We start from the raw sequence: 20,691 nt of genomic DNA, 5'->3' as shown, positions 1-20,691 counted from the left end.
CGTTCAGTTTTCAAAGAACTTGTCCGCCGCTTCAGAAGCGACTTCATCATATTAACATCTTCATTTTTCGATGTCAACTAAGTTTTAAAATTTATTTTTTGTCGTTTTCTGCGTTTCCGCATCAGCGACGTTTATTAATATACCATCATGATTTTTAAATAACAAGTGTTTTTTATAAAAAAACAAAAAAAATTATCTATCCTATCTTTCTTCTATAGTAAGACCTTTTATCCTCTCTACTGAAAACAAGTATTTTGATTGTATATCAATACACTCTAATTAACCAAACTGCATTTCATTCTCTTCTATATTAAACTTCATAATCATTTACCTCTCTATAAAATAACGATACACGTTAGCCGCAAAAACGAATCCCCCTCACTAAAAAGCAACTCAAGTGAATACTTCCTCTCCAATCAGACATTTCACTTTCTACAAATAATAAAATGCCGACAAAAACATTAAATTAAGAATATTGTTAGAATATTTTTACATTTAATTAATGAAAAATATCCAATTTTTGTTATATAGTAAGAGAGGACGTACTCAACTATAAATAAACCAATGGAGGAATTACTTTATGGATAGGTTAACGAAGTTTTCATTACAAAACCGCGCCGCTGTTATCATCATGGTTTTTCTCATTTCCATACTCGGCGTTTATTCCGGCTCTAAATTACCGATGGAATTTTTACCAAGTATCGACAATCCAGCAGTCACTGTCACAACTTTATCTCAAGGACTCGACGCTGAAACAATGACAAAAGAAGTAACTGATCCCCTTGAAAAACAATTTCGCAATTTAGAACACGTCGACACCATTACTTCTTCTACGCACGAGGGACTATCACGCATCGATATCGCATATACATCCAAAGCAAATATGAAAGATGCCGCACGCGAAGTTGAAAAGGCCATTAATACGATTAAATTACCTAAAGATGCAACTAAACCAATAGTTAGCCAATTAAATACTTCTATGATTCCACTCGCTCAAATTGCAATCCAAAAGCAAAACGGATTTTCAAAAGCAGATGAAAAACAAATCGAAAAGGAAATCGTACCACAACTCGAAAGCATTGATGGTGTTGCCAACGTTATGTTTTTCGGAAAATCAACTTCTGAATTATCTATTATACTAGACCCAAACCAATTAAAAGATAAAAACGTAACACCTGAACAAATATCAAAAGTTTTACAAGGAAAAGAAACTTCTACTCCAACTGGAGCTGTTACCGTTAATAAAGAAGAATATAACCTTCGTGTCATCGGGGATATAAAAAATGTAGATGACATTAAAAACATCACCGTTGCACCTCAAGTAAAATTGCAAGATGTTGCTCAAATTGAACTTAAACAACACTACGATACAATCTCACATATAAATGGCGAAGAAGGCACTGGATTAATCATCATGAAAGAGCCAAGTAAAAATGCAGTTGCAACCGGAAAAGAAATCGATAAAAAAATCAAAGATATAAGTAAACAATATAAAGATCAGTTTTCTATTAAACTTTTAGCATCAACTCATGAACAAGTTGAAAATGCTGTTACTAGCATGGGAAAAGAAGTAATCCTTGGAGCAATTGCTGCAACTCTAATTATATTAATCTTTTTACGTAACTTCCGAACGACACTCATCGCTGTTGTCAGTATTCCATTATCTATTTTATTAACACTCTTTTTACTACACCAATCTAACATCACACTTAACACTCTAACACTTGGTGGTTTAGCCGTTGCAGTTGGACGTCTCGTCGATGATAGCATCGTTGTCATTGAGAATATTTTCCGCCGTTTACAAAAAGAATCTTTCTCTAAAGATATTATTCTCGATGCAACGAAAGAGGTCGCCGTCGCAATTACTTCTTCTACTTTAACAACGGTCGCTGTTTTTTTACCTATCGGCCTCGTATCAGGAGTAATTGGAAAATTAATGTTACCTATGGTATTAGCGGTTGTATATTCTATACTATCATCCTTAATCGTCGCACTAACAGTTGTTCCACTTATGGCTTTTTTACTACTCAAAAAAACAAAACACAAAAAGCCAAGTTCTTCACCACGATATGTCGCTACATTAAAGTGGGCTCTTTCGCATAAATTCATTATTCTACTTACTTCTTTTTTATTATTCGCAGGATCGATTGCTGCCTATGTATTACTACCGAAAGCGAATATAAAATCTGAAGACGACACAATGTTATCTATCAACATGACTTTCCCAGCTGATTACGCTCCTGAAACACAAAAACAAAAAGCCTTTGATTTCGAAAAGAAGCTACTTTCTAATTCAGATGTAACAGATGTTATTTTACGAATGGGATCTAGCGCAGAAGATGCACAATGGGGGCAAACGACCAAAAATAATCTCGCAAGTATATTGGTAGTCTTCAAAAAAGGTTCTGATATTGATCAGTATATTAAAGAGTTAAAGAAAGAACATAAAACTTTTGAGCCCGCTGAACTTGATTATATAAAAATGAGTTATTCAAGCTCTGGCGGCGGCAATAATTTGCAATTCAACGTAACAGCTACTAACGAAACGAATTTAAAAGAGGCTGCTACTATCGTTGAAACAAAACTAAAAAGCATGGATGATCTTTCTAAAGTAAAAACGAATTTAGAAGACTCTAAGAAAGAATGGCAAATCCATGTTGATCAAACAAAGGCCGAACAACTAGGATTAACACCAGAACTAGCAGCTCAACAAGTGGCATTCCTTATGAAGAAATCACCTATTGGTGAAGTTTCAATCAATAACGAGAAAACTACTATTATGATAGAACATAAGAAAGAAGGCATTACTAAACAAGAAGACATTTTAAACACAAACATACTATCACCTATTAATGGACCAATTCCTTTAAAAGACATTGCAACTATTTCAGAAAAGCAACTTCAAACAGAAGTCTTCCATAAAGATGGAAAAGAAACGATTCAAATTACCGCAGAAGCTTCAAATGAAGATTTAAGTAAGGTAAGCGCAGAAGTGAACAAAGCGATAGCTGACTTAGATTTACCTAGTGGAGCAAAAGTAAATATCGCAGGTGCCACTGAATCTATGCAAGAGAACTTCACAGATTTATTCAAGATTATGGGGATTGCAATCGGGATTGTATATTTAATTATGGTTATTACCTTCGGGCAGGCGCGTGCTCCTTTTGCAATCTTGTTCTCCTTGCCATTAGCTGCTGTCGGCGGTATTTTAGGATTAATCATTTCAGGAACACCAGTTGATGTAAATTCCTTGATCGGTGCATTAATGTTAATCGGGATTGTCGTTACAAACGCTATTGTATTAATAGAAAGAGTACAACAAAACCGGGAACACGGTATGGAAACGAGAGAAGCCTTACTTGAAGCCGGTTCCACTAGACTACGTCCAATTATTATGACAGCTATTACAACAATTGTTGCTATGCTCCCACTCCTATTTGGCCAATCACAAGCAGGAAGTATGGTATCAAAAAGTCTAGCCGTTGTTGTCATCGGTGGTTTGGCAGTCTCAACCGTTCTTACATTAGTAGTCGTTCCAGTTATGTATGAACTATTAGATAAAATCGGGAGAAAAAGGCGCTCTCGTAGAAAAATAAGCACTTCTACAGAAACACCTGATATTTAAAAGCAAAAGGCGTTATCTTCAAAAATGAAGATAACGCCTTTTCTTTACCTACCCATATAATCCATTATTTTTTCCACATACCGTTCTAGAGATTCACTAGAATCCACAATAATATATTCACTATTTAAAGGTCTTTTACTACTATTTAACCACTTTTTAAAAGCTACTTCCGACTCTACCTTTTCAATTTGACTGACCATACGCTTACGTGTTTGCAACCTATTATTAATCTCTTCCATATCATTCAGATAACACTCAATATATTTATATTTCACACCATGTTTATTAGACAGCTTAATTCCTTTTTCAACCATCCCTTCATATAGACATGGACTATCCAATATCACACTATGCCCTTGTTCTAAATAAGAATCAATCAACACCCATTCAACATCGTATGATACTCCTCCAACAATCGTCGATTCAATCCCTTTCATTTCTAATGATTGCAACAATGCAGATTTCAAAACATCATGATCTACAATTACAGCACCTGTTAACTTCGCAATATACTTAGAAACTGTCGATTTTCCCGCCCCAGGAAAACCTGACATTTGTAAAAAAAACAATTCCTCCACTCCTTCAGTTGTACCTATTCGTCTATATAATCAATTACAAATTCAATAATCATTACATCCATTCCTTCTATATTAAAATACAAAAAGAACCCCCTACTTATAAGTAGAGAGTTCCCCCCTTTACAGCTTATGCTGCTTTTACCTTCTTCGTCGTTTTACTTTTTCTTTTCGTTCCTGTAAAACGTTTGTGTAATACAGATGCTACCAAGCGTGAAATAACGTTGAATAGTAATACCATAATAATTAATACTGCTGCAGATTTTGTCGCAATCAACTTCGCATCCGGGATAACCCCTTCAGAATTCAACTTCCAAATGTGAACCGCTAATGTTTCAGCTGGTCTAAACGGATTTAAAGGATGCGCAGGACTTGATAATTCTACTGCTGAATTTAAAATCGGAGATGTTAAACCCGCTGTATAAATTAATGCTGCCGCTTCTCCAAATATACGACCCGCCGCTAAAATAATCCCTGTAATAATTTGTGGTAATGATGACGGAATAATAATACGAGCGATCGTTTGCCACTTTGTTGCACCTAAACCAAGACTTGCCTCTTTTACATTATGAGGAACTTCTGAAATCGCATTTTCACAAACACGTGTTAAACCTGGTAAGTTTAAAATAGTTAAAGCAAGAGCACCACCCATTACTGTGTATCCCCAACCTGTCATTGTAACGAACACTAACAAACCGAATAAACCAACAACAATAGAAGGTAAAGATGCCATTGTCTCAATACATAAACGAACAAAATTTAAAAAACGCCCTTGTTTTGCGTACTCCGCTAAATATATTCCCGCACCTAATCCAAGAGGAATAGAAATAACAAGTGTTATAACAAGCATATAGAAGGAATTGAATAACTGCGGACCAATCCCACCACCAGCTCTTGTATTGCTTGGTTCTCCAAACAAGAAATTAGGATCCCAAAAACCCCATCCCTTTTGTAAAATTTCAAACACTAAGAACACTAGCAGCGCTACAACTAAAGCCGCAACTGCATAAAAGATACCTGTCCAAACTTTATTTACCGTTCTTGCATTCATTATTATCGCTCACCTCTTTGCCCAATCGCTCGAATTACTAAAATAAACAGGAATGAAATAACAAGTAAAATCATCGCTAAAGTCCATAGCGCATTGTTCCAAGCAGTTCCGTTCAATGTATTTGTCATATCCATTGTCAAAATACCTGTTAACGTTGCTGTCGGACTGTATATTCCTTCTGGTAATTTAATCGTGTTTCCAATTACCATTTGAACCGCTAACGCTTCACCAAAAGCACGCGCTAACCCTAAAACAATACCTGTTAAAATCCCTTTTTTCGCAGCAGGAACAATCACTCGGCTAACCGCTTGCCATTTCGTTGATCCTAGACCATAGGAAGCTTCTAAATAATCAAACGGAACAGAGCGTATTGCATCGGAAGCGATACTAGCAATAGTAGGTAAAATCATAATACTTAGTACAACAATACCTGCAATTAAACTAAAGCCCACTCCACCAAACGAATCACGTAATAGTGGAACTAAAATCGTAACCCCTAATAACCCGTATACAACTGAAGGAATACCGACTAATAATTCTAAAACAGGCTTCAATACTTTATTCCCAAACTTCGGCGAAATTAAATTCATGAATATAGCAAGAGCTATAGCAATCGGTGCACTAATAATAACCGCACCTAACGAAACCACCGTTGAACCTACAATAAAAATCAAAGCCCCGAAGGTTCCTTCGTCAGCATTTGGATTCCATTTTGTCGATGTTAACATCTCAGTAAACGAGATACCACTTTGCGTAAAAGATTGAATTCCTTTACCGCAAATAAACGCAATAATAGCTAATGTAATTAAAACAATTAAAATACCACAAAACGTAACAAGTGATCTTCCTATATATTCACTTTTTACGTAATTAATTTGTTTTTTCCCCTTCATCACAGGACAGACCCCACTTCACAGATTGAAATGAACAGGACTGGCCTTGCAGCCAGCCCTATAAATTTGATTATTTACTTAATTTAGACATTGGAATGTAACCCATATCTTCTACTTGCTTTTCAAAGTCCTTACCTTTTACATAATCGATGTAAGCTTTTGTTGCTTCTTTCGCTTCACCTTTTGTTACCATATATTCGTAAGACCAGAATGGATATTTTCCAGACGAAATGTTTTCAACTTTCGGTTCAGCACCATCAATTTTCACTGTTTGTAATGCGCCTTTTTTATCGCCAACCATGTAAGACATCGCTAAATAACTTACTGAGCCCGGCGTAGAATTAATTGCTTGCTCTACTGCACCGTTAGAATCTTGTGTTGTACCAGTTCCATCGTTAATTTTCGCGTCTTTCATAACCGTTTTTTCAAATGTAGCACGTGTACCAGATGAAGCTGGACGATTAATTACGTTAATTTTTTCATCTTTTCCGCCTACTTCTTTCCAGTTTGTTACTTTTCCAGTGAAGATATCTTGTACTTGTTGTACTGTTAAGTTATCAACTTTTACATCTTTATTTACGACAAGAGCGAATGCAATACCCGCTACCTTGTTATCTACTAATTCTTTCGCCTTTTCAGCATCTTTTATTTTATCTGAAGACGGAACATCTGAGTTACCAATCTGTACCGCACCAGATGCTACTTGGTTAATCCCAGTTCCACTACCGCCACCTTGAACTTGAATAGACACTTTCGAATTTTTCTCCATGAATTTCTTTCCAGCTTCCTCCGCAAGAGGTAGAAGAGCTGTAGAACCAGCCGCTGCAATCGTACCTGATAATTCTTGTTTCGCATTATCGCTTCCTTTAGCAGCCTCTTTATCCGTACTTTCTGCTTTTCCACATCCAACTAATGCACCTGCCATAACTAAAGCTGCTAAAGAAAATTTAATACCTTTTTTCATAACCATGTCTTGTACCCCCATTTGGATTATCGCTTTTCGAATTCATTTTCTTTCGAACACAAATTCATTGTAGGACAACAATATTATGTGAGTGTTAAGCAATTTTTAATTTTAAGTAAATCGCGATAATAATCCTTAAAAGCTAGGAATTCCAACATTTTTAGTTAAAGAATCCAACAAAATCCACACTAACTGAGCCGTAATGTAAATTTATTCTTAACAATGTAAATTCAATGTAAACGTTTTTCTTTCTTTTGCCCTTTTACTTAAAGTTACATTTACAATTCAGCTGTATTTTGTCACTTTTACACACATCATTTATGTACATTAAAAAGAATTTCAGTAATATTTTTTTAGTACAACTAAATAAATTGGAACAATTCTAAAAATAAATGAATATTTTTAAAGTACTAATTGACAGCATCATTCAATGTAGTCTACTATATTACTAACAAAAAGTTTACCTAAGGAAACTTTTTAAACTAAAACTAAAAATATAGAGATGAGGTAACTTTTATGGTATCGGCTAATACTAAACCTCTTTCCGATTTTAAAACAGGGGAATTTGTACAAATTGAGAAGATACAATTAGAAGGAACTATGAAACGACGTTTATTAGATTTAGGATTTATCCCTGGGGCAACGATTAAAGTATTACAGCGCAGTCCACTTGGCGATCCAGTCGCTTATCAAGTAAGTAACACAACTATCGCACTGCGTAAGGAAGAAAGCTCCCTTATTTTCGGGATATTAATAGGAGATGATTTCAGATGAGCAAACATCGTATTGCTTTAGCTGGTAACCCGAATACCGGGAAAAGTACATTATTTAATACTTTAACAGGCTTAAAACAACATACTGGAAACTGGACGGGAAAAACCGTTTTAAAAGCTGAAGGGGAATATGAACATAACGGAAGTAATTATACATTAATAGACTTACCCGGAACTTACTCGCTGTATTCAAATTCTGCGGATGAAGAAGTAGCAAGGGATTATATTATATTTGAAAAGCCAGAAGTAACTGTCGTTGTCATAGATGCAACTGCTATGGAAAGAAACTTAAATTTAGCACTCCAAGTGATGGAAATGACAAGCAACGTAGTCATTTGTATTAATTTAATTGATGAAGCCGAGAAAAAAGGTATTGTTATCGATGAAAAGAAGTTAGCAAAATCACTTGGTGTACCTGTAGTTAAAATTTCAGCTCGCAACCGCGTGGGTATTGGTCATTTGCTAAACGTCATCGCTAAAGTGGCAAATAGAAAGCTAATTCCAACACCAATTAAAGTTACTTATAGTGAAAAAATCGAAAATATGATTCGAGAATTAGAACCACAAATTTATAAAGTATTCGGTGATACGTATCCAGCACGTTGGATTGCATTACGTATACTAGATGGAGATAAAAATTTCTTAACTGCACTTCAAAAACACCATAACGAACCACTTGTAAGGGAGGTCGTAATCAATGGAATCTCACTCAGCCAGTAAAGCTCTTCCATTAGACTATATTATTCAACACGCTCAAACACTTTCAAAAGAAGATATACGAGATGATATTGTCGGAGATATTTATCGAACGTCTGCAAGCATCTGTAAAGAATCTGTTCAATATACAAATACGGATAAATTATATCGTTCTGAAAAACTAGATAAAATTTTCACATCTCCAATCTGGGGATTCCCAATTATGCTCGGTATTTTATCTATTATTTTTTATCTTACAATTGCAGGTGCTAACGTACCATCTGATATGATTGCTGAGTTCTTCGGATGGGCCGAAGGATATTTAACATCTTGGTTCCAAGCAGCACATGCCCCTGAATGGTTACATGGCATTTTAATACTTGGCTTGTTCCGTGGTATCGGCGCTGTTATTAGCGTTATGTTACCACCTATGGCCATCTTTTTCCCTATGTTTGCACTATTAGAAAACTACGGATACTTACCACGCGTTGCGTTTAATATGGACCGATTATTCAAACGCTCTGGTGCACACGGCAAACAATCTTTAACAATGGCAATGGGATTTGGTTGTAACGCCGCAGCTATTATGTCAACGCGTATTATTGAATCACCACGTGAACGTATGCTAGCAATCTTAACAAACAACTTCGTGCCTTGTAACGGTCGCTGGCCTATGTTAATTTTAATGGCTTCACTATTTATGGCCGCTGGTTATACAGGCAGCATGCAAACACTTGTTACTGCCGGCGTTGTAGTTGGAATGGTTGTAATTGGTGTTATTATGACATTAACCGTTTCTTGGGTACTATCAAAAACAGCTTTAAAAGGCGTTCCAACTCACTACACACTTGAGTTACCACCGTACCGTAAGCCAAAGGTCTGGAATACAATTGTGCGTGCAACACTCGATAAATCAGTCTATGTTTTAAAACGAGCTGTTGTTGTAGCTGCCCCTGCGGCTGCATTAACTTGGTTACTAGCTAATATTTTCATCGGTGACACAAGCCTACTTATGTATTTTGTAAACTTCCTAGATCCATTCGCTAAAATGTTAGGACTCGACGGCTTTATTCTAGCTGCATTCATTCTTGGACTACCCGCTAATGAAATTGTTATCCCGATTTTATTAATGTCTTACTTATCAACTGGAGCTTTAACTGAAATAGATGATTTTAATCAGATTAAAAATCTATTTTTAGAAAATGGTTGGACTTGGTTAACGGCGTTAAACACAATGTTGTTCTCACTTCTTCATTTCCCATGTGGAACGACACTGGTTAACATATATAAAGAAACAAAAAGTGCAAAATGGACATTCTTATCGTTTGCAATCCCTACCGTTATCGCCATTGTTGTGACATTCCTCTCTACACAATTGGTACATTGGTTAGGGCTTGTATAAAAACAAAGCATACATAGAAGGTATCCTCCTTCACATATGCTTTGTATAAAAGAAACCTGAAATCATTCAGGTTTCTTTTTTTGCACATCAGTATTCCAAGGTTGCGCTCCATACGTTGTGATTTTTTTATGAATGTAGTATATGGCCCCCGGAAGAATTGCCATTAATATTGTGCAACTAATCCCTAATCCAGTAAACACCTTCCATCACCTTACTTTACTCTTTTTGGTAAAGCTGAACCCGAATGTTCAATTGTTGGATGAACATGAACAGTAACCTCAGCATCACTAAAGTAATTTTCACCTTGATCCCAATTCTTACTTATTTTTTTCCACTCTTTATAATTATGCCGCTTATATACTTCCCCTAATTCTAATACATCTACCTTATATTTTTTTTGAACAAGCTTAATCGATTTTTGAATGCGCTTCTCCATTTCCTTCGTGATGTTTTTCTTTAATCGCTTTTCGTTCATAATTTGTTTATGATCATTAAAGTGTAACTCAGCTAAAGTGCCTTCCAAATATAAATGAATATCAAACTTCGGTTTTGTAGCACTTTCTGTAGATACTTTAATCTTTCGACGCATCTTATGAATTTCATATGTAATAAGCTGATCTTTTTTACGAACGGTAAAGAATCCTCCAATTTTCTTACCTATTATATAATTCATCCCTAATGTTTCTTCCCCATTCAAACTACCTACACACTTATTATCCTTCCCACGGAACAACGCTGCCCCGTTCATTTGTACACCTTGCTTTGTTAATTCAAGAATAGGTAATACAAAGCTTCGGCTCGCAATCATCTTTTCCTGAACTTCACCAATTCTTGCAGCCTCAATCATTTGGGCATTTTTTGGAGGATGTTCAGCTAACATATCAATATACTGCGCTGGTAAATTTTCAGGCTTAGCGCTCTGCTTTAAAATAGCTTCTGCATCTTTGTCAGAAACGAACAAACGAATATTTCGCCTCATCTCATGATCACGAATATATACATCTAACGTATTTTGTAAAACATATGGATTCACTAATAAATCTTTAGAAAAAATTATCACTTGTATATGCGGAAAAAATAATGAGCGACTAATTTTTTTTGCGATAATTCGTATTTGCTCAAAGACACTATCTGCTTTCGCACTCACATTAATATAATTTTCGCTATCTCCACCACCTTGTCCCCCTTGTTGCGCTAGCTTACTGGGAAGTACCATCTGATACGTCCCTTTCATAATCGGATTCGATTTCTTTTTTTTCACGATATCATAGGCTGCACCTACTACAAATCCTCTTTCTTCTATTTCTTCTAGCTCAGAGCACCCACTGATAGATCCAACTAAAACCATAAGCATTATAATTTTAAGAAGGTGTTTCATTTCTACCATTCCTTCTTTTTATTTTATATACAATAAAAACTAACAAAGGTGCTAACACGACAAACCCCATATCTATCCAAGCTAAATACGTCCCATAACTTGACAAAGCATTTAAATTACTAGGCATCATATTCACCATAAAAATAATCGGGGCACTTACAAAAATGAAAGTATGTTTCTTAACTTTTGGAAACATAGCACAAAATAATAAAGATGCGACGTCATAATACATTGCTGTAGTGTTATAAATAGTAATAATCCAAGTTGTAAAAAAAATTGCATCAAATCTTTCTAAAAAACCTCCACCAATTTCAATTTCTTTCCCTAATTCAATTGTTGGGTATGTCAATCCACGAGTTGTCATATACGTAAAAACACTAATACAAGTTACATAAATTAAAATGTACGACAGCACATTTACCATTACCGCTTTCGCAACTGCCATTGGTGCTTTTTTTGCTGTCTTATCGTTTAATAACACAGCATAAAAGAGAGCTACTTCAAATCCAATAAACGTAAAAATAGAATTCTTAACTCCAACAGCATATTGACTCATTTTCGTTTGAAAAGCTGGTAGTAAATTATTTATTTCCATTAAATTTATATTCAATAAAGAAAGAAGCACTATCGCAATTAAAACAATCGGTAAAAATAGAACATTTAACCTTAATAAGGCCGCTCTTGATCCCGCTATTCCATAAATAACAACTAATAAGAAGAAGAAAGACAGTAGTTGTAACGGTGTATCACTAAACAAATACGTTTGAGAAATAATCGAAATCATTCGCGATTCATATGCTGTCAAAGCAGAAAATGTTAATACTAAAATACTACTAATTGTGTACGCAACAGGCTTTGTCAAATGCGCACTCGTATATTGAACAAAGTTTTGTTTCGGGAATAAAATCGCTACCCTCGTTACAAACCAACCTAAAACTGCACAAACCAATCCACCCAAAAGCAAAATAATCCAACCGTCCGAAAATAAAGTTTGGTTAGCAATATCTCTTGGCATAGACAATGCCCCTATACCAATAATGGTCGATGATACTGCAAATCCAATTTCCCGAGATCCAATCTCTTCATCTCCATACTCAAATGGTTTCAATTATTTTCGCTCCTTTGGACGTATTGTAGAATCCTTCGTTTGTAAATATTCCGGTCTCTCTTTCAACATTGATTTTGGCAAACGAATAAGCTCTTCTTTCCAATCTTTATAAAAAGCTGGAGCGATAGGTGTTGTATAAGGAATACCAACACTCTTCAAATTTGTAATATGAACCGCAAGTGCAATAAGCGCTAAAATAATTCCATACAATCCAAAAGCAGTCGCTGCTAACACAAAGACGAAAAGTAAAATTCGAAACGTAATTGTGATGCTATACACCGGAAGTGAAAATGTAGCAATAGCTGTAACCGCAATAATGATAACTAAAAATGGATTTACAATTCCTGCGTTCACCGCTGCTTCTCCAATTACAAGCCCACCTACAATCCCAATTGTTTGCCCCATCGGTTTCGGCAACCTAATTCCCGCTTCTCGTATTAATTCCATCGTTAATGCCATCATTAATGTTTCTATATATGCAGGAAACGGAACACCTTCTCTTGCTCCAGCAATCGAATAAGCCAATTTAGAAGGAATAAGTCCTTGGTGATATGAGACGAGCGCTACATACATCGCCGGCATTAAAACTGCAACTATACCAGAACCCATCCGCAAAATTCTTAATAAAGTCCCTATTACCCAACGCTCATAATGATCTTCCACAGATTGAAAAATATCAACAAATACTAGCGGAGCTATAAGGGCAAACGGTGATCCATCCACCAAAATAGCTGCCTTTCCTTTCGCTAATGAGGCCACAATATTATCAGGCCTTTCCGTATTCAAAAACTGCGGAAACGGTGATAAATTATTATCTTGAATTAATTGCTCAATTGTACCCGTCTCAAAAACAACATCTGTCACTATGGATTGAAGACGCCGATCTAGCTCTTTTACAATGTAAGGATTAATAATGTCTTCTATATATACTAAAGTCACTTCTTTTTGGGATCTCTTCCCCATAATATAAGATTGAAATCTCAGCTTTGGGTCACGTAAACTACGGCGAATCAACATTTTATTCACGTTAATATCTTCATTTAATCCAACCCTTGGTCCACGTATTAAATCTTCTGTTACTGGCGGTTCTAAACTTCTTTTTTCCCAAGCTCTACTATTAATTACGATAGCGGTTTGAATATTATCGATTAATATAACTGTATCTCCCGCTAAAATCGCATTTATAATATCCGGAAACGTTGTCTTCTTACCAACTTCCGCAATAGAAATAAAGCGATCCAATAACGTTTGAACAACAGCTGCTTCTTCTTGTATTTCTTCATATTGAAGTGTACGAACTACATATTTATAAACATTATCCTTATCTGTTAACCCACATAAAAAAACAACAGCACAGCGTGTAAAACTACCAGCAAGGGCAACTTCCCTAATTGTTAAATCATTAGGCGAACCTAACTCATCCCTAATTTCTTTCATAACTTCAAATAAGTTACCTTTTAGCTCTAACAAGTCCCCCACCTAACTTCCTTTTCAACAAGTTTTTAGTTAGATTCCGCTAATAGAAGAAAATATATACAAAAAAAAGCTATCTCTTTTCAAAGATAGCTCTAGCATACGAATTACTTTTCTACTATTATATTGTCCGCTTTTATAGACACATTTTTCGTGAACCCGCTAACGATAAACATCACAATCATATTCATTAACAATGCGACTATACCTACATTTAAATCTTTTATATATTGAGGGAACCCCGGAAACATCGTAGCTATAGTTGAACCAGATAAAGTAATATACGCAACCACTAACAACCCAATCCCCATCCCTGCAATTGCCCCTTGCTTCGTAATAACCTGACGTGGAAACAGACTACATACAAGTGCAGGGAAAAGTTGTGTCACTATACTATATCCCATTAAAAGAAGTGCTCCTATCGTTTCTCCACCTTTAAAAGTGAACAAAACAGCTACAAGCGTTACTACAGGAACAAATAATTTCGCTGTTTTTGCAACTTGTCGATCCGAAGCAGATGGGACCATTGTTCGGTAAATATTTTTCGCTAATAATGTAGAAGCGGCCATGACAAGCATAGAACCTGGAACTAATGCCGTTAAAACTCCAGCACTACCAATAATCCCAATAAACCAAGGATCAAAAGTTTGAAGAGCCAGACGGACTAACGAAAGGTCTACATCCCCTCCCTTTAATCCAGGAACTTGTAAGATAGCTACGAACCCTGCAAAGAACACGAAAAGTAAAACTAAAGAATACAGTGGCATAATGGCTGCATTTTTACGAAACACTTTTTCATTTTTAGCAGAGAAAGCAGAAGCAAATGTATGAGGCCACATATAAAAGCCTAGGGCCGTTAATATAATAGTAGAAACAAACCAAGAAATACTCATCCCTTCTTCAGGCAAAGATAAAAATCCTGGTTTCGCAGCTTCTACAGCTTCAAACATCGGCTGAAACCCTCCGTAATAATGATACGGTAAATATATACCTAAAAACATAACGATAAACAGTATCATAATATCCTTCAAAGCAGCTGTCCAAGCTGACCCATGTATACCTGAAACCATTACATATATCGTTATAACAATAGCGCCAATCCATACTGCAACAACAGGTGATACCCTTCCATAAGAAGCTTCTGACACGATAATCCCCAATCCTTTTAACTGTAAAACAAGATATGGGATGATGGAAACAACACCAACAATTGAAACAATCAGTCCAAGTGCTTTACTTCTATATTTCTTCGCAAAAAAATCCGGCTGTGAAACAAGGTTATGTTCTTTTGCATACTTCCAAATTGGCGGTAATAAAAAATACGATAAAATATAAGCTAGCGCGCCATAACCTAAAATATAAAAAGTAGGAGCTCCTTTACTATACGCCCAGCCACTCCCTCCTAAAAATGTGAATGTCGTATAAATTTCTCCTGCCATAAGAAGAAAAACGAAGATTGTTCCAAACCCTCTTCCTCCAACTGACCATTGCTCTAAATTCATATCTTTTCCATGCTGCGCCCGAATCCCTAAAAAGAGTGCCACAAATAAAAATAAGATAATGATAAGTAGTGCTGTCATTTTACATCCCCCTTATTAGCGGGATCGAATACGTACACAATCCCCATACAAAGAGAGGTAATGAGTACCGAGAATAATACCCAAAACAATAAAAATGGCATCCCGAGTACGTAAGGAGTGACCGAATTTGCAAATACTGGTCCGACTACTAAACAAAGAACTGGAATAAGCGCTAGCACGTGTATTTTCTTCATCTCATTCTCCTTTATTTATGAAGTTCATAATGGATGATACAAAAACTTCCACCCCAATTGGTAGTGCATCTTCGTCAATCGTAAAACGAGGATGGTGATGAGGATATATAATCCCCTTCTCTTTATTTCCTGCTCCGATAAAAAAGAATGTCCCTGGTGCCTTTTGTAAAAATGCGGAAAAGTCTTCTCCAGCCATCGTTGGTTGTAAACGAACAACCCTTTCTCTTCCATAAAGTTGCAATGCAGTGTGCTCAATAAGTTCAGTAACTTCATAATCATTTACAACTGGTCGATACCCATATTCATAAGAAAATGTATATTTCGCTCCGTAAGATTCCGTAGCATGTCTCACAATCCGCTTAATTTTCTCTTCTGTTTCTCCTCTTAATTCATGTCTTAAACTTCTCACTGTCCCTTCAATCTCCGCTTGCTCTGGTATCACATTATGAGTTGTTCCCGCATGAAATTGTGTAACAGATACTACGAGAGAATCTAATGGATTCGTGAGGCGAGATACAATTTGCTGAAGCTGCGAAACAACTTGTGTACCAATTGCAATACTATCAACTGTTTCATGAGGGATTCCAGCATGCCCCCCTTTTCCCTCTATTGTAATTTTAAAAACATCTGGTGCAGCCATTGCCGGACCATACGTTACACCAATTTTTCCAACTTCTAACGCAGCCCAAAGATGAGCACCGATAATGTAATCCACATCTTCCATTACTCCTGCCGCGACCATTTCTTCTGCACCGCCTGGGAAATTTTCTTCTGCATGCTGAAATAGAAAACGAATTTCTCCTTTAACCTTTTCTCTTTCTTCTACTAACTTATGTATGACCCCAAGTAATATCGCTATATGTCCATCGTGACCGCACGCATGCATCACACCTGGGTATGTAGAAATAAAATCAAACTCATTTTCTTCATGAATAGGAAGAGCATCCATATCAGCACGAACCGCAATTGTTTTACCAGGTTTCTTACCGGTTAACTTTGCCATTACACTATATTTAGTAGGTCTTGATACTTCTAAATGCGGGATATTCTGAAGTATATCGAATACGAATTGAGATGTTCTTTCTTCTTGAAAAGATAACTCTGGATACTTATGAAAATGCCTTCTCCACTCAATCAACTGATTCTTTGACAAAACAAGTTCTTTTGCAACATCCATTTCTATTCTCTCCTTCTTCACCAAGTTAAATGTTATTATAACGTGAATTGTTAACTTTTAAAAGAATATTCTGAATTTTCCATCTTAATAAATTAAAAATAAAAAGCCATCGTAAGATGACTTTTTATTTTTATAAAATAGTAATAGCTTGTTTTCCCATTTGCTCCCAAGCTTTCTCAAATTCTGCTCGTGGAACAGCAAAACGTGGATTGTTTTTTAAAGGATCATTTACATATACAAAGTTTTGATCGTATCCAACTACTACTACACTATGCTCATAATATGTAATTTTCACTTCTCCCGAGCTTGTATTCCATGTTTCAAAACTACTTTCAGCTAGCGGCTTAAACGTCGTATTAATAATGACCCAAACTGGTGAACCAGAACTAATTACTTTATATACATCTTGCACATCTCTACTCGTTAAATTAAGTACTTTTTCAGGAATATATTTTTCTGCTAAATTAAAAATCGGTTGATTATATACGCCATATCCAGGTTCAGATTTCGTATAAATGTTACCAACAAATCCTTCATAAGGATTTCCCTTCAATCCATTCTGTTCAAATGGAACGCGATGAATCTCACTAGCAAGTTGCATCTTATCTATTTGAATACCTTTATATTGTAATAACATCGCTAAACTTGTCACTTCGCATCCTCGAGGTAATTCTGGTAACTGTTTTATGAATGGTACATTTTCAATCATTGTTGCTTCTTTCATTTCAGACATGAAATCTAATCGTATTTGCTGCGCTTTTTGCATAATTTTATTTTTCCCTATCAAAAAAGCTACGCATAATATTATACCGAGAATAAAAATATATTTTAACTTTTTCACCATTAACCAAACTCCATTATATCAATTATTTTAAAGACGTAACCTCTACCATTGTACCTTTCTTCTTACTAGTTTGCTAGAAAGATTCTGTGAATTATTATTCACATCTGTATCGTTATAAAATTCTAATTATTTTTAATAAAAAGAAAAAACAATATACTTCCTCGGAATATTTTGCTAAAATCAAAATTATTAACATAGTGAAGATATCACCTTGTTAATAAACATTCTTAGAGTATTTAGTCATAGTTCTTTTTTGCATACTCCATTCATTTCATAACAAATAAACTGAGTATGTGTCACATCCCCCACTAATGATTAAAAACTCAGAATGAAACCAGTTAATACACACAAGAAACTAACGGGGTGAGGGGCATATGAATCAACAAGTAGAACAAACAGATTTAAAACGAACAATGAAAAGTAGACATTTATTTATGATTGCGCTAGGTGGTGTCATCGGAACTGGTCTATTTATGGGATCTGGTCAAATCGTCCATAACGCTGGACCTGGCGGTGCTATTCTTGCATTTTTAGTCGGTGGATTTGTTATGTATTTAACGATGTTATGTCTTGGTGAATTATCCGTAGCTATGCCAGAAGCAGGTTCATTCCAAAGTTATGCAAGCAAATTTATTTCACCTGGTTTTGGATTTGTCGTCGGTTGGATGTATTGGTTAAATTGGGCTGTTACAGTTGGCGTAGAGTTAACAACTGTTAGTATTTTAATGAAGCGTTGGTTTCCAGACGTTTCTTCATGGATTTGGTGTGTTACATTTGCAGCTGCACTCTTCCTTGTGAACGCTTTATCAGCAAAAGCATACGCAGAAGCAGAATTCTGGTTCGCAAGTGTAAAAGTTGCAACAATTGTTGTTTTCATCGTACTTGGCGGTGCCGTTATGTTCGGTCTACTAGACTTTAACGGAAAGCCAGCACCAATGCTTCACAACTTCACTGAAAATGGCGGGCTATTTCCAAACGGTGCATTAGCGGTTCTTCTTACGATGATTACAGTTAATTACTCATTCCAAGGAACGGAATTAATTGGAATCGCTTCAGGTGAAAGTGAAAACCCTGAAAAAACAATTCCAAAAGCAATCAAAAATACAATTTGGCGTACTCTCTTCTTTTTCGTCTTAGCAATATCAGTTGTCGTAGGTTTACTCCCATGGCAGGAGGCTAACCTAGTCGAAAGTCCATTTGTACTTGTATTTGATGTGGCTGGTGTTCCATATGCAGCTGACATTATGAATTTTGTTATTATTACAGCTGTATTATCTGTAGCTAACTCTGGTCTATACGCGAATTCTCGTATGCTTTGGGCGATGGCAAAACAAGGAATGGCAAGTCCAGCTTTTACGAAATTAACAAAAAAAGGCGTGCCACTAAATGCATTAATTTTCAGTTTGATTTTTGCAAGCCTTTCTTTATTAACAAGTGTATTTGCAGCAGATACTGTCTTTTTAGTCCTAACATCTATTGCAGCAATGGCTGCCGTTGTCGTTTGGATGTCCATCGCGGCTTCACAGTTTTTCTTCCGTAGAAGCTTTGTGAAAAATGGTGGCGACATAAATGATTTAAAATATCGCACACCACTTTATCCGCTAGTTCCAATCGTAGCATTTTCACTCAATTTTATTACATTTGTTAGTTTAGCTTTCATTCCCGATCAGAGAATTGCTCTTTATTGCGGAATTCCATTTATGGTCATTTGTTACATTTTATACCAAGTTAAATATAAAAAAGTTGTCACATTTGAACAGCAACGAACTCTTTCACGCGAAATAAACTAAATATACAAAATATTCAGCTATCTTTCTTATGATAAGATAGCTTTTTTCTATTTCTTGGATATCTTGGTATAACTTTATTTATCTTAAAATTTTCACAATCACGTTTTTCTCTGGAAAATAGTTTACAATGTAATCAAGTTACAAATGATATTCACCTTAAAAAGTGTGCATTTGTGTCTATTTTTTAACAATATCACAAAAACTATTGCCTTCTATAAATTAATAGGTTTATATTGTTTTATTGGCATAGTTTCAATCCAAGGAGAAAGGAGATTTTCAATCGTGCAACTAAAGAAAGCGTTTTGGAAGTTGGCTTCGCTTCTTCCGTTATCATTACTTCTGTTCCTCGGTGGCTGTGATAAGAAACTCGCAGTATTAAATCCGCAAGGACCTGTTGCAAAAGCACAGTATGATTTAATTGTTTGGTCATTCTTGCTTATGTCATTAATTATCGCAATTGTATTCATCTTGTTTACAGTCATCTTGATTCGTTATCGTGAAAAACCAGAGAATATGGACTATGAGCCACCTGATCAACACGGTAACACATTATTAGAAATCATTTGGACGCTTGTTCCTGTTATTATCGTTATCGCATTATCGATTCCAACAGTTAAAGCAACTTATGCTTCGGAAGAGGTTCCGGAAGAGTCCAAACATATTAAACCAGTTGAAATTTATGTTACATCTGCAAACTGGAAATGGTTATTCAGTTACCCAGAGGAAAAAATTGAAACCGTTAACTATTTAAACATCCCAGCTGGTGTACCAATTCAATTTAAACTGACTTCTGTAGGTCCAATGAATGCTTTCTGGGTTCCAGAACTTGGTGGTATGAAATACACTATGGACGGCATGATTATGGATTTATATTTACAAGCTGATAAGCCTGGTTCTTACCTAGGCCGTAGTGCGAACTTCTCTGGTGAAGGATTCACTCACATGGAGTTCGAAGTTGAAGCAAAAACAAAAGAAAAGTATGACAAGTGGGTTAAAGAAGTACAACAAACTGCTCCTAAACTAACAGAAGATAAGTACAACGAAATTGTTAAACCTGGTGTAGTTGGTCGTATGACGTTCTCTAGTCATCACTTAAGTTATGTAGATCCAAAATCACTTGAATATTGTGATTATAACTACTACAAAAACAAAAAATAATAGCTATTAT

17 protein-coding genes are annotated in these 20,691 nt (G+C 35.8%); 6 read left to right on the top strand and 11 right to left on the bottom strand.

Features of this window, described 5'->3' with window-relative positions; translation table 11 throughout:
- Positions 1 to 580: 580 nt before the first annotated feature.
- Positions 581 to 3,625: an efflux RND transporter permease subunit gene (locus DN410_RS23300; RefSeq protein ID WP_149178232.1), complete on the top strand. Its 3,045-nt coding sequence runs from the start codon at positions 581 to 583 to the stop codon at positions 3,623 to 3,625.
- Positions 3,626 to 3,669: 44 nt separating this feature from the next.
- On the opposite strand, the gene DN410_RS23295 is transcribed toward DN410_RS23300, so the two are convergent.
- The 4 genes from DN410_RS23295 to DN410_RS23280 all read right to left on the bottom strand — a co-directional run bounded on the left by DN410_RS23295 (position 3,670) and on the right by DN410_RS23280 (position 7,114).
- Positions 3,670 to 4,194: a P-loop nucleotide/nucleoside kinase family protein gene (locus tag DN410_RS23295; protein WP_149178231.1), complete on the bottom strand. Its 525-nt coding sequence runs from the start codon at positions 4,192 to 4,194 to the stop codon at positions 3,670 to 3,672.
- 136 nt (positions 4,195 to 4,330) lie between these two features.
- Complete coding sequence (pstA, locus tag DN410_RS23290; RefSeq protein WP_149178230.1) at positions 4,331 to 5,251, bottom strand: phosphate ABC transporter permease PstA; 921 nt, start codon at positions 5,249 to 5,251, stop codon at positions 4,331 to 4,333.
- Between the two features lie 2 nt (positions 5,252 to 5,253).
- A complete protein-coding gene (gene pstC, locus DN410_RS23285; RefSeq protein WP_033665411.1) occupies positions 5,254 to 6,144 on the bottom strand; it encodes a phosphate ABC transporter permease subunit PstC in 891 nt (296 codons plus the stop codon).
- Between the two features lie 70 nt (positions 6,145 to 6,214).
- Positions 6,215 to 7,114 carry a phosphate ABC transporter substrate-binding protein PstS family protein gene (locus DN410_RS23280; RefSeq protein WP_149178229.1) on the bottom strand — a complete coding sequence of 300 codons (900 nt, stop codon included), beginning with the start codon at positions 7,112 to 7,114 and terminating at the stop codon, positions 6,215 to 6,217.
- A 510-nt stretch (positions 7,115 to 7,624) separates the two neighbouring features.
- On the opposite strand from DN410_RS23280, the gene DN410_RS23275 reads away from it, so the two are divergent.
- The 3 genes from DN410_RS23275 to DN410_RS23265 are packed head-to-tail and all read left to right on the top strand — an operon-like array spanning position 7,625 to position 9,979.
- The gene (locus DN410_RS23275) at positions 7,625 to 7,882 is read left to right on the top strand and encodes a FeoA family protein (protein ID WP_088232588.1); all 258 of its coding nucleotides are present in this window, start codon (positions 7,625 to 7,627) and stop codon (positions 7,880 to 7,882) included.
- The gene (locus tag DN410_RS23270; RefSeq protein WP_149178228.1) at positions 7,879 to 8,601 is read left to right on the top strand and encodes a FeoB small GTPase domain-containing protein; all 723 of its coding nucleotides are present in this window, start codon (positions 7,879 to 7,881) and stop codon (positions 8,599 to 8,601) included. The genes DN410_RS23275 and DN410_RS23270 overlap by 4 nt, the downstream gene beginning before the upstream one ends.
- Positions 8,579 to 9,979 (top strand): nucleoside recognition domain-containing protein, encoded by a 1,401-nt coding sequence (locus tag DN410_RS23265; protein ID WP_144615874.1) that lies wholly within the window; start codon positions 8,579 to 8,581, stop codon positions 9,977 to 9,979. The genes DN410_RS23270 and DN410_RS23265 overlap by 23 nt, the downstream gene beginning before the upstream one ends.
- A 211-nt stretch (positions 9,980 to 10,190) precedes the next feature.
- Here the strand turns inward: DN410_RS23265 and DN410_RS23260 are convergent, their stop codons facing one another.
- From DN410_RS23260 to DN410_RS23230, 7 genes are all read right to left on the bottom strand, one after another.
- Positions 10,191 to 11,357: a Ger(x)C family spore germination protein gene (locus DN410_RS23260; RefSeq protein ID WP_149178227.1), complete on the bottom strand. Its 1,167-nt coding sequence runs from the start codon at positions 11,355 to 11,357 to the stop codon at positions 10,191 to 10,193.
- Entirely contained in the window at positions 11,341 to 12,465 is a 1,125-nt protein-coding gene (gerLB, locus tag DN410_RS23255; protein WP_149178226.1) for a spore germination protein GerLB, read from the bottom strand. Before gerLB ends, DN410_RS23260 begins: the two co-directional genes overlap by 17 nt.
- A complete protein-coding gene (gerLA, locus tag DN410_RS23250) occupies positions 12,466 to 13,944 on the bottom strand; it encodes a spore germination protein GerLA (RefSeq protein WP_149178225.1) in 1,479 nt (492 codons plus the stop codon).
- 101 nt (positions 13,945 to 14,045) lie between these two features.
- Positions 14,046 to 15,518, bottom strand: a complete 1,473-nt coding sequence (locus DN410_RS23245) for a sodium:solute symporter family protein (protein WP_149178224.1) — start codon at positions 15,516 to 15,518, stop codon at positions 14,046 to 14,048.
- Positions 15,515 to 15,712, bottom strand: coding sequence for a DUF3311 domain-containing protein (locus DN410_RS23240; protein WP_149178223.1), 198 nt, complete (start codon positions 15,710 to 15,712; stop codon positions 15,515 to 15,517). The genes DN410_RS23245 and DN410_RS23240 overlap by 4 nt, the downstream gene beginning before the upstream one ends.
- A gap of 1 nt (position 15,713) precedes the next feature.
- Positions 15,714 to 16,889, bottom strand: a complete 1,176-nt coding sequence (locus DN410_RS23235; protein WP_149178222.1) for an amidohydrolase — start codon at positions 16,887 to 16,889, stop codon at positions 15,714 to 15,716.
- Between the two features lie 130 nt (positions 16,890 to 17,019).
- On the bottom strand, positions 17,020 to 17,733 hold the full coding sequence (locus DN410_RS23230; RefSeq protein ID WP_179958638.1) for a C39 family peptidase: 714 nt from the start codon (positions 17,731 to 17,733) through the stop codon (positions 17,020 to 17,022).
- A 374-nt stretch (positions 17,734 to 18,107) separates the two neighbouring features.
- Between DN410_RS23230 and DN410_RS23225 the strand changes: the two genes are divergently transcribed.
- Positions 18,108 to 19,523: an amino acid permease gene (locus DN410_RS23225; RefSeq protein ID WP_149178221.1), complete on the top strand. Its 1,416-nt coding sequence runs from the start codon at positions 18,108 to 18,110 to the stop codon at positions 19,521 to 19,523.
- 282 nt (positions 19,524 to 19,805) lie between these two features.
- Positions 19,806 to 20,681: a cytochrome aa3 quinol oxidase subunit II gene (locus DN410_RS23220; RefSeq protein WP_078986314.1), complete on the top strand. Its 876-nt coding sequence runs from the start codon at positions 19,806 to 19,808 to the stop codon at positions 20,679 to 20,681.
- Positions 20,682 to 20,691 lie beyond the last annotated feature (10 nt).

This window comes from Bacillus sp. SH5-2 (genome assembly GCF_008368905.1).
Classification (GTDB): domain Bacteria; phylum Bacillota; class Bacilli; order Bacillales; family Bacillaceae_G; genus Bacillus_A; species Bacillus_A luti.
This window is presented reverse-complemented; position numbering and strand designations above follow the sequence as displayed.

What these genes read in the sequence shown, in the direction of transcription:
- DN410_RS23230 (WP_179958638.1), bottom strand. Translation starts at nt 17,733, where the DNA reads ATGGTGAAAAAGTTAAAATATATTTTTATTCTCGGTATAATATTATGC.
- DN410_RS23240 (WP_149178223.1), bottom strand. Translation starts at nt 15,712, where the DNA reads ATGAAGAAAATACACGTGCTAGCGCTTATTCCAGTTCTTTGTTTAGTA.
- DN410_RS23225 (WP_149178221.1), top strand. Translation starts at nt 18,108, where the DNA reads ATGAATCAACAAGTAGAACAAACAGATTTAAAACGAACAATGAAAAGT.
- DN410_RS23235 (WP_149178222.1), bottom strand. Translation starts at nt 16,889, where the DNA reads ATGGATGTTGCAAAAGAACTTGTTTTGTCAAAGAATCAGTTGATTGAG.
- pstA (WP_149178230.1), bottom strand. Translation starts at nt 5,251, where the DNA reads ATGAATGCAAGAACGGTAAATAAAGTTTGGACAGGTATCTTTTATGCA.
- DN410_RS23260 (WP_149178227.1), bottom strand. Translation starts at nt 11,357, where the DNA reads ATGAAACACCTTCTTAAAATTATAATGCTTATGGTTTTAGTTGGATCT.
- DN410_RS23270 (WP_149178228.1), top strand. Translation starts at nt 7,879, where the DNA reads ATGAGCAAACATCGTATTGCTTTAGCTGGTAACCCGAATACCGGGAAA.
- pstC (WP_033665411.1), bottom strand. Translation starts at nt 6,144, where the DNA reads ATGAAGGGGAAAAAACAAATTAATTACGTAAAAAGTGAATATATAGGA.
- DN410_RS23265 (WP_144615874.1), top strand. Translation starts at nt 8,579, where the DNA reads ATGGAATCTCACTCAGCCAGTAAAGCTCTTCCATTAGACTATATTATT.
- DN410_RS23245 (WP_149178224.1), bottom strand. Translation starts at nt 15,518, where the DNA reads ATGACAGCACTACTTATCATTATCTTATTTTTATTTGTGGCACTCTTT.
- DN410_RS23280 (WP_149178229.1), bottom strand. Translation starts at nt 7,114, where the DNA reads ATGGTTATGAAAAAAGGTATTAAATTTTCTTTAGCAGCTTTAGTTATG.
- DN410_RS23275 (WP_088232588.1), top strand. Translation starts at nt 7,625, where the DNA reads ATGGTATCGGCTAATACTAAACCTCTTTCCGATTTTAAAACAGGGGAA.
- DN410_RS23300 (WP_149178232.1), top strand. Translation starts at nt 581, where the DNA reads ATGGATAGGTTAACGAAGTTTTCATTACAAAACCGCGCCGCTGTTATC.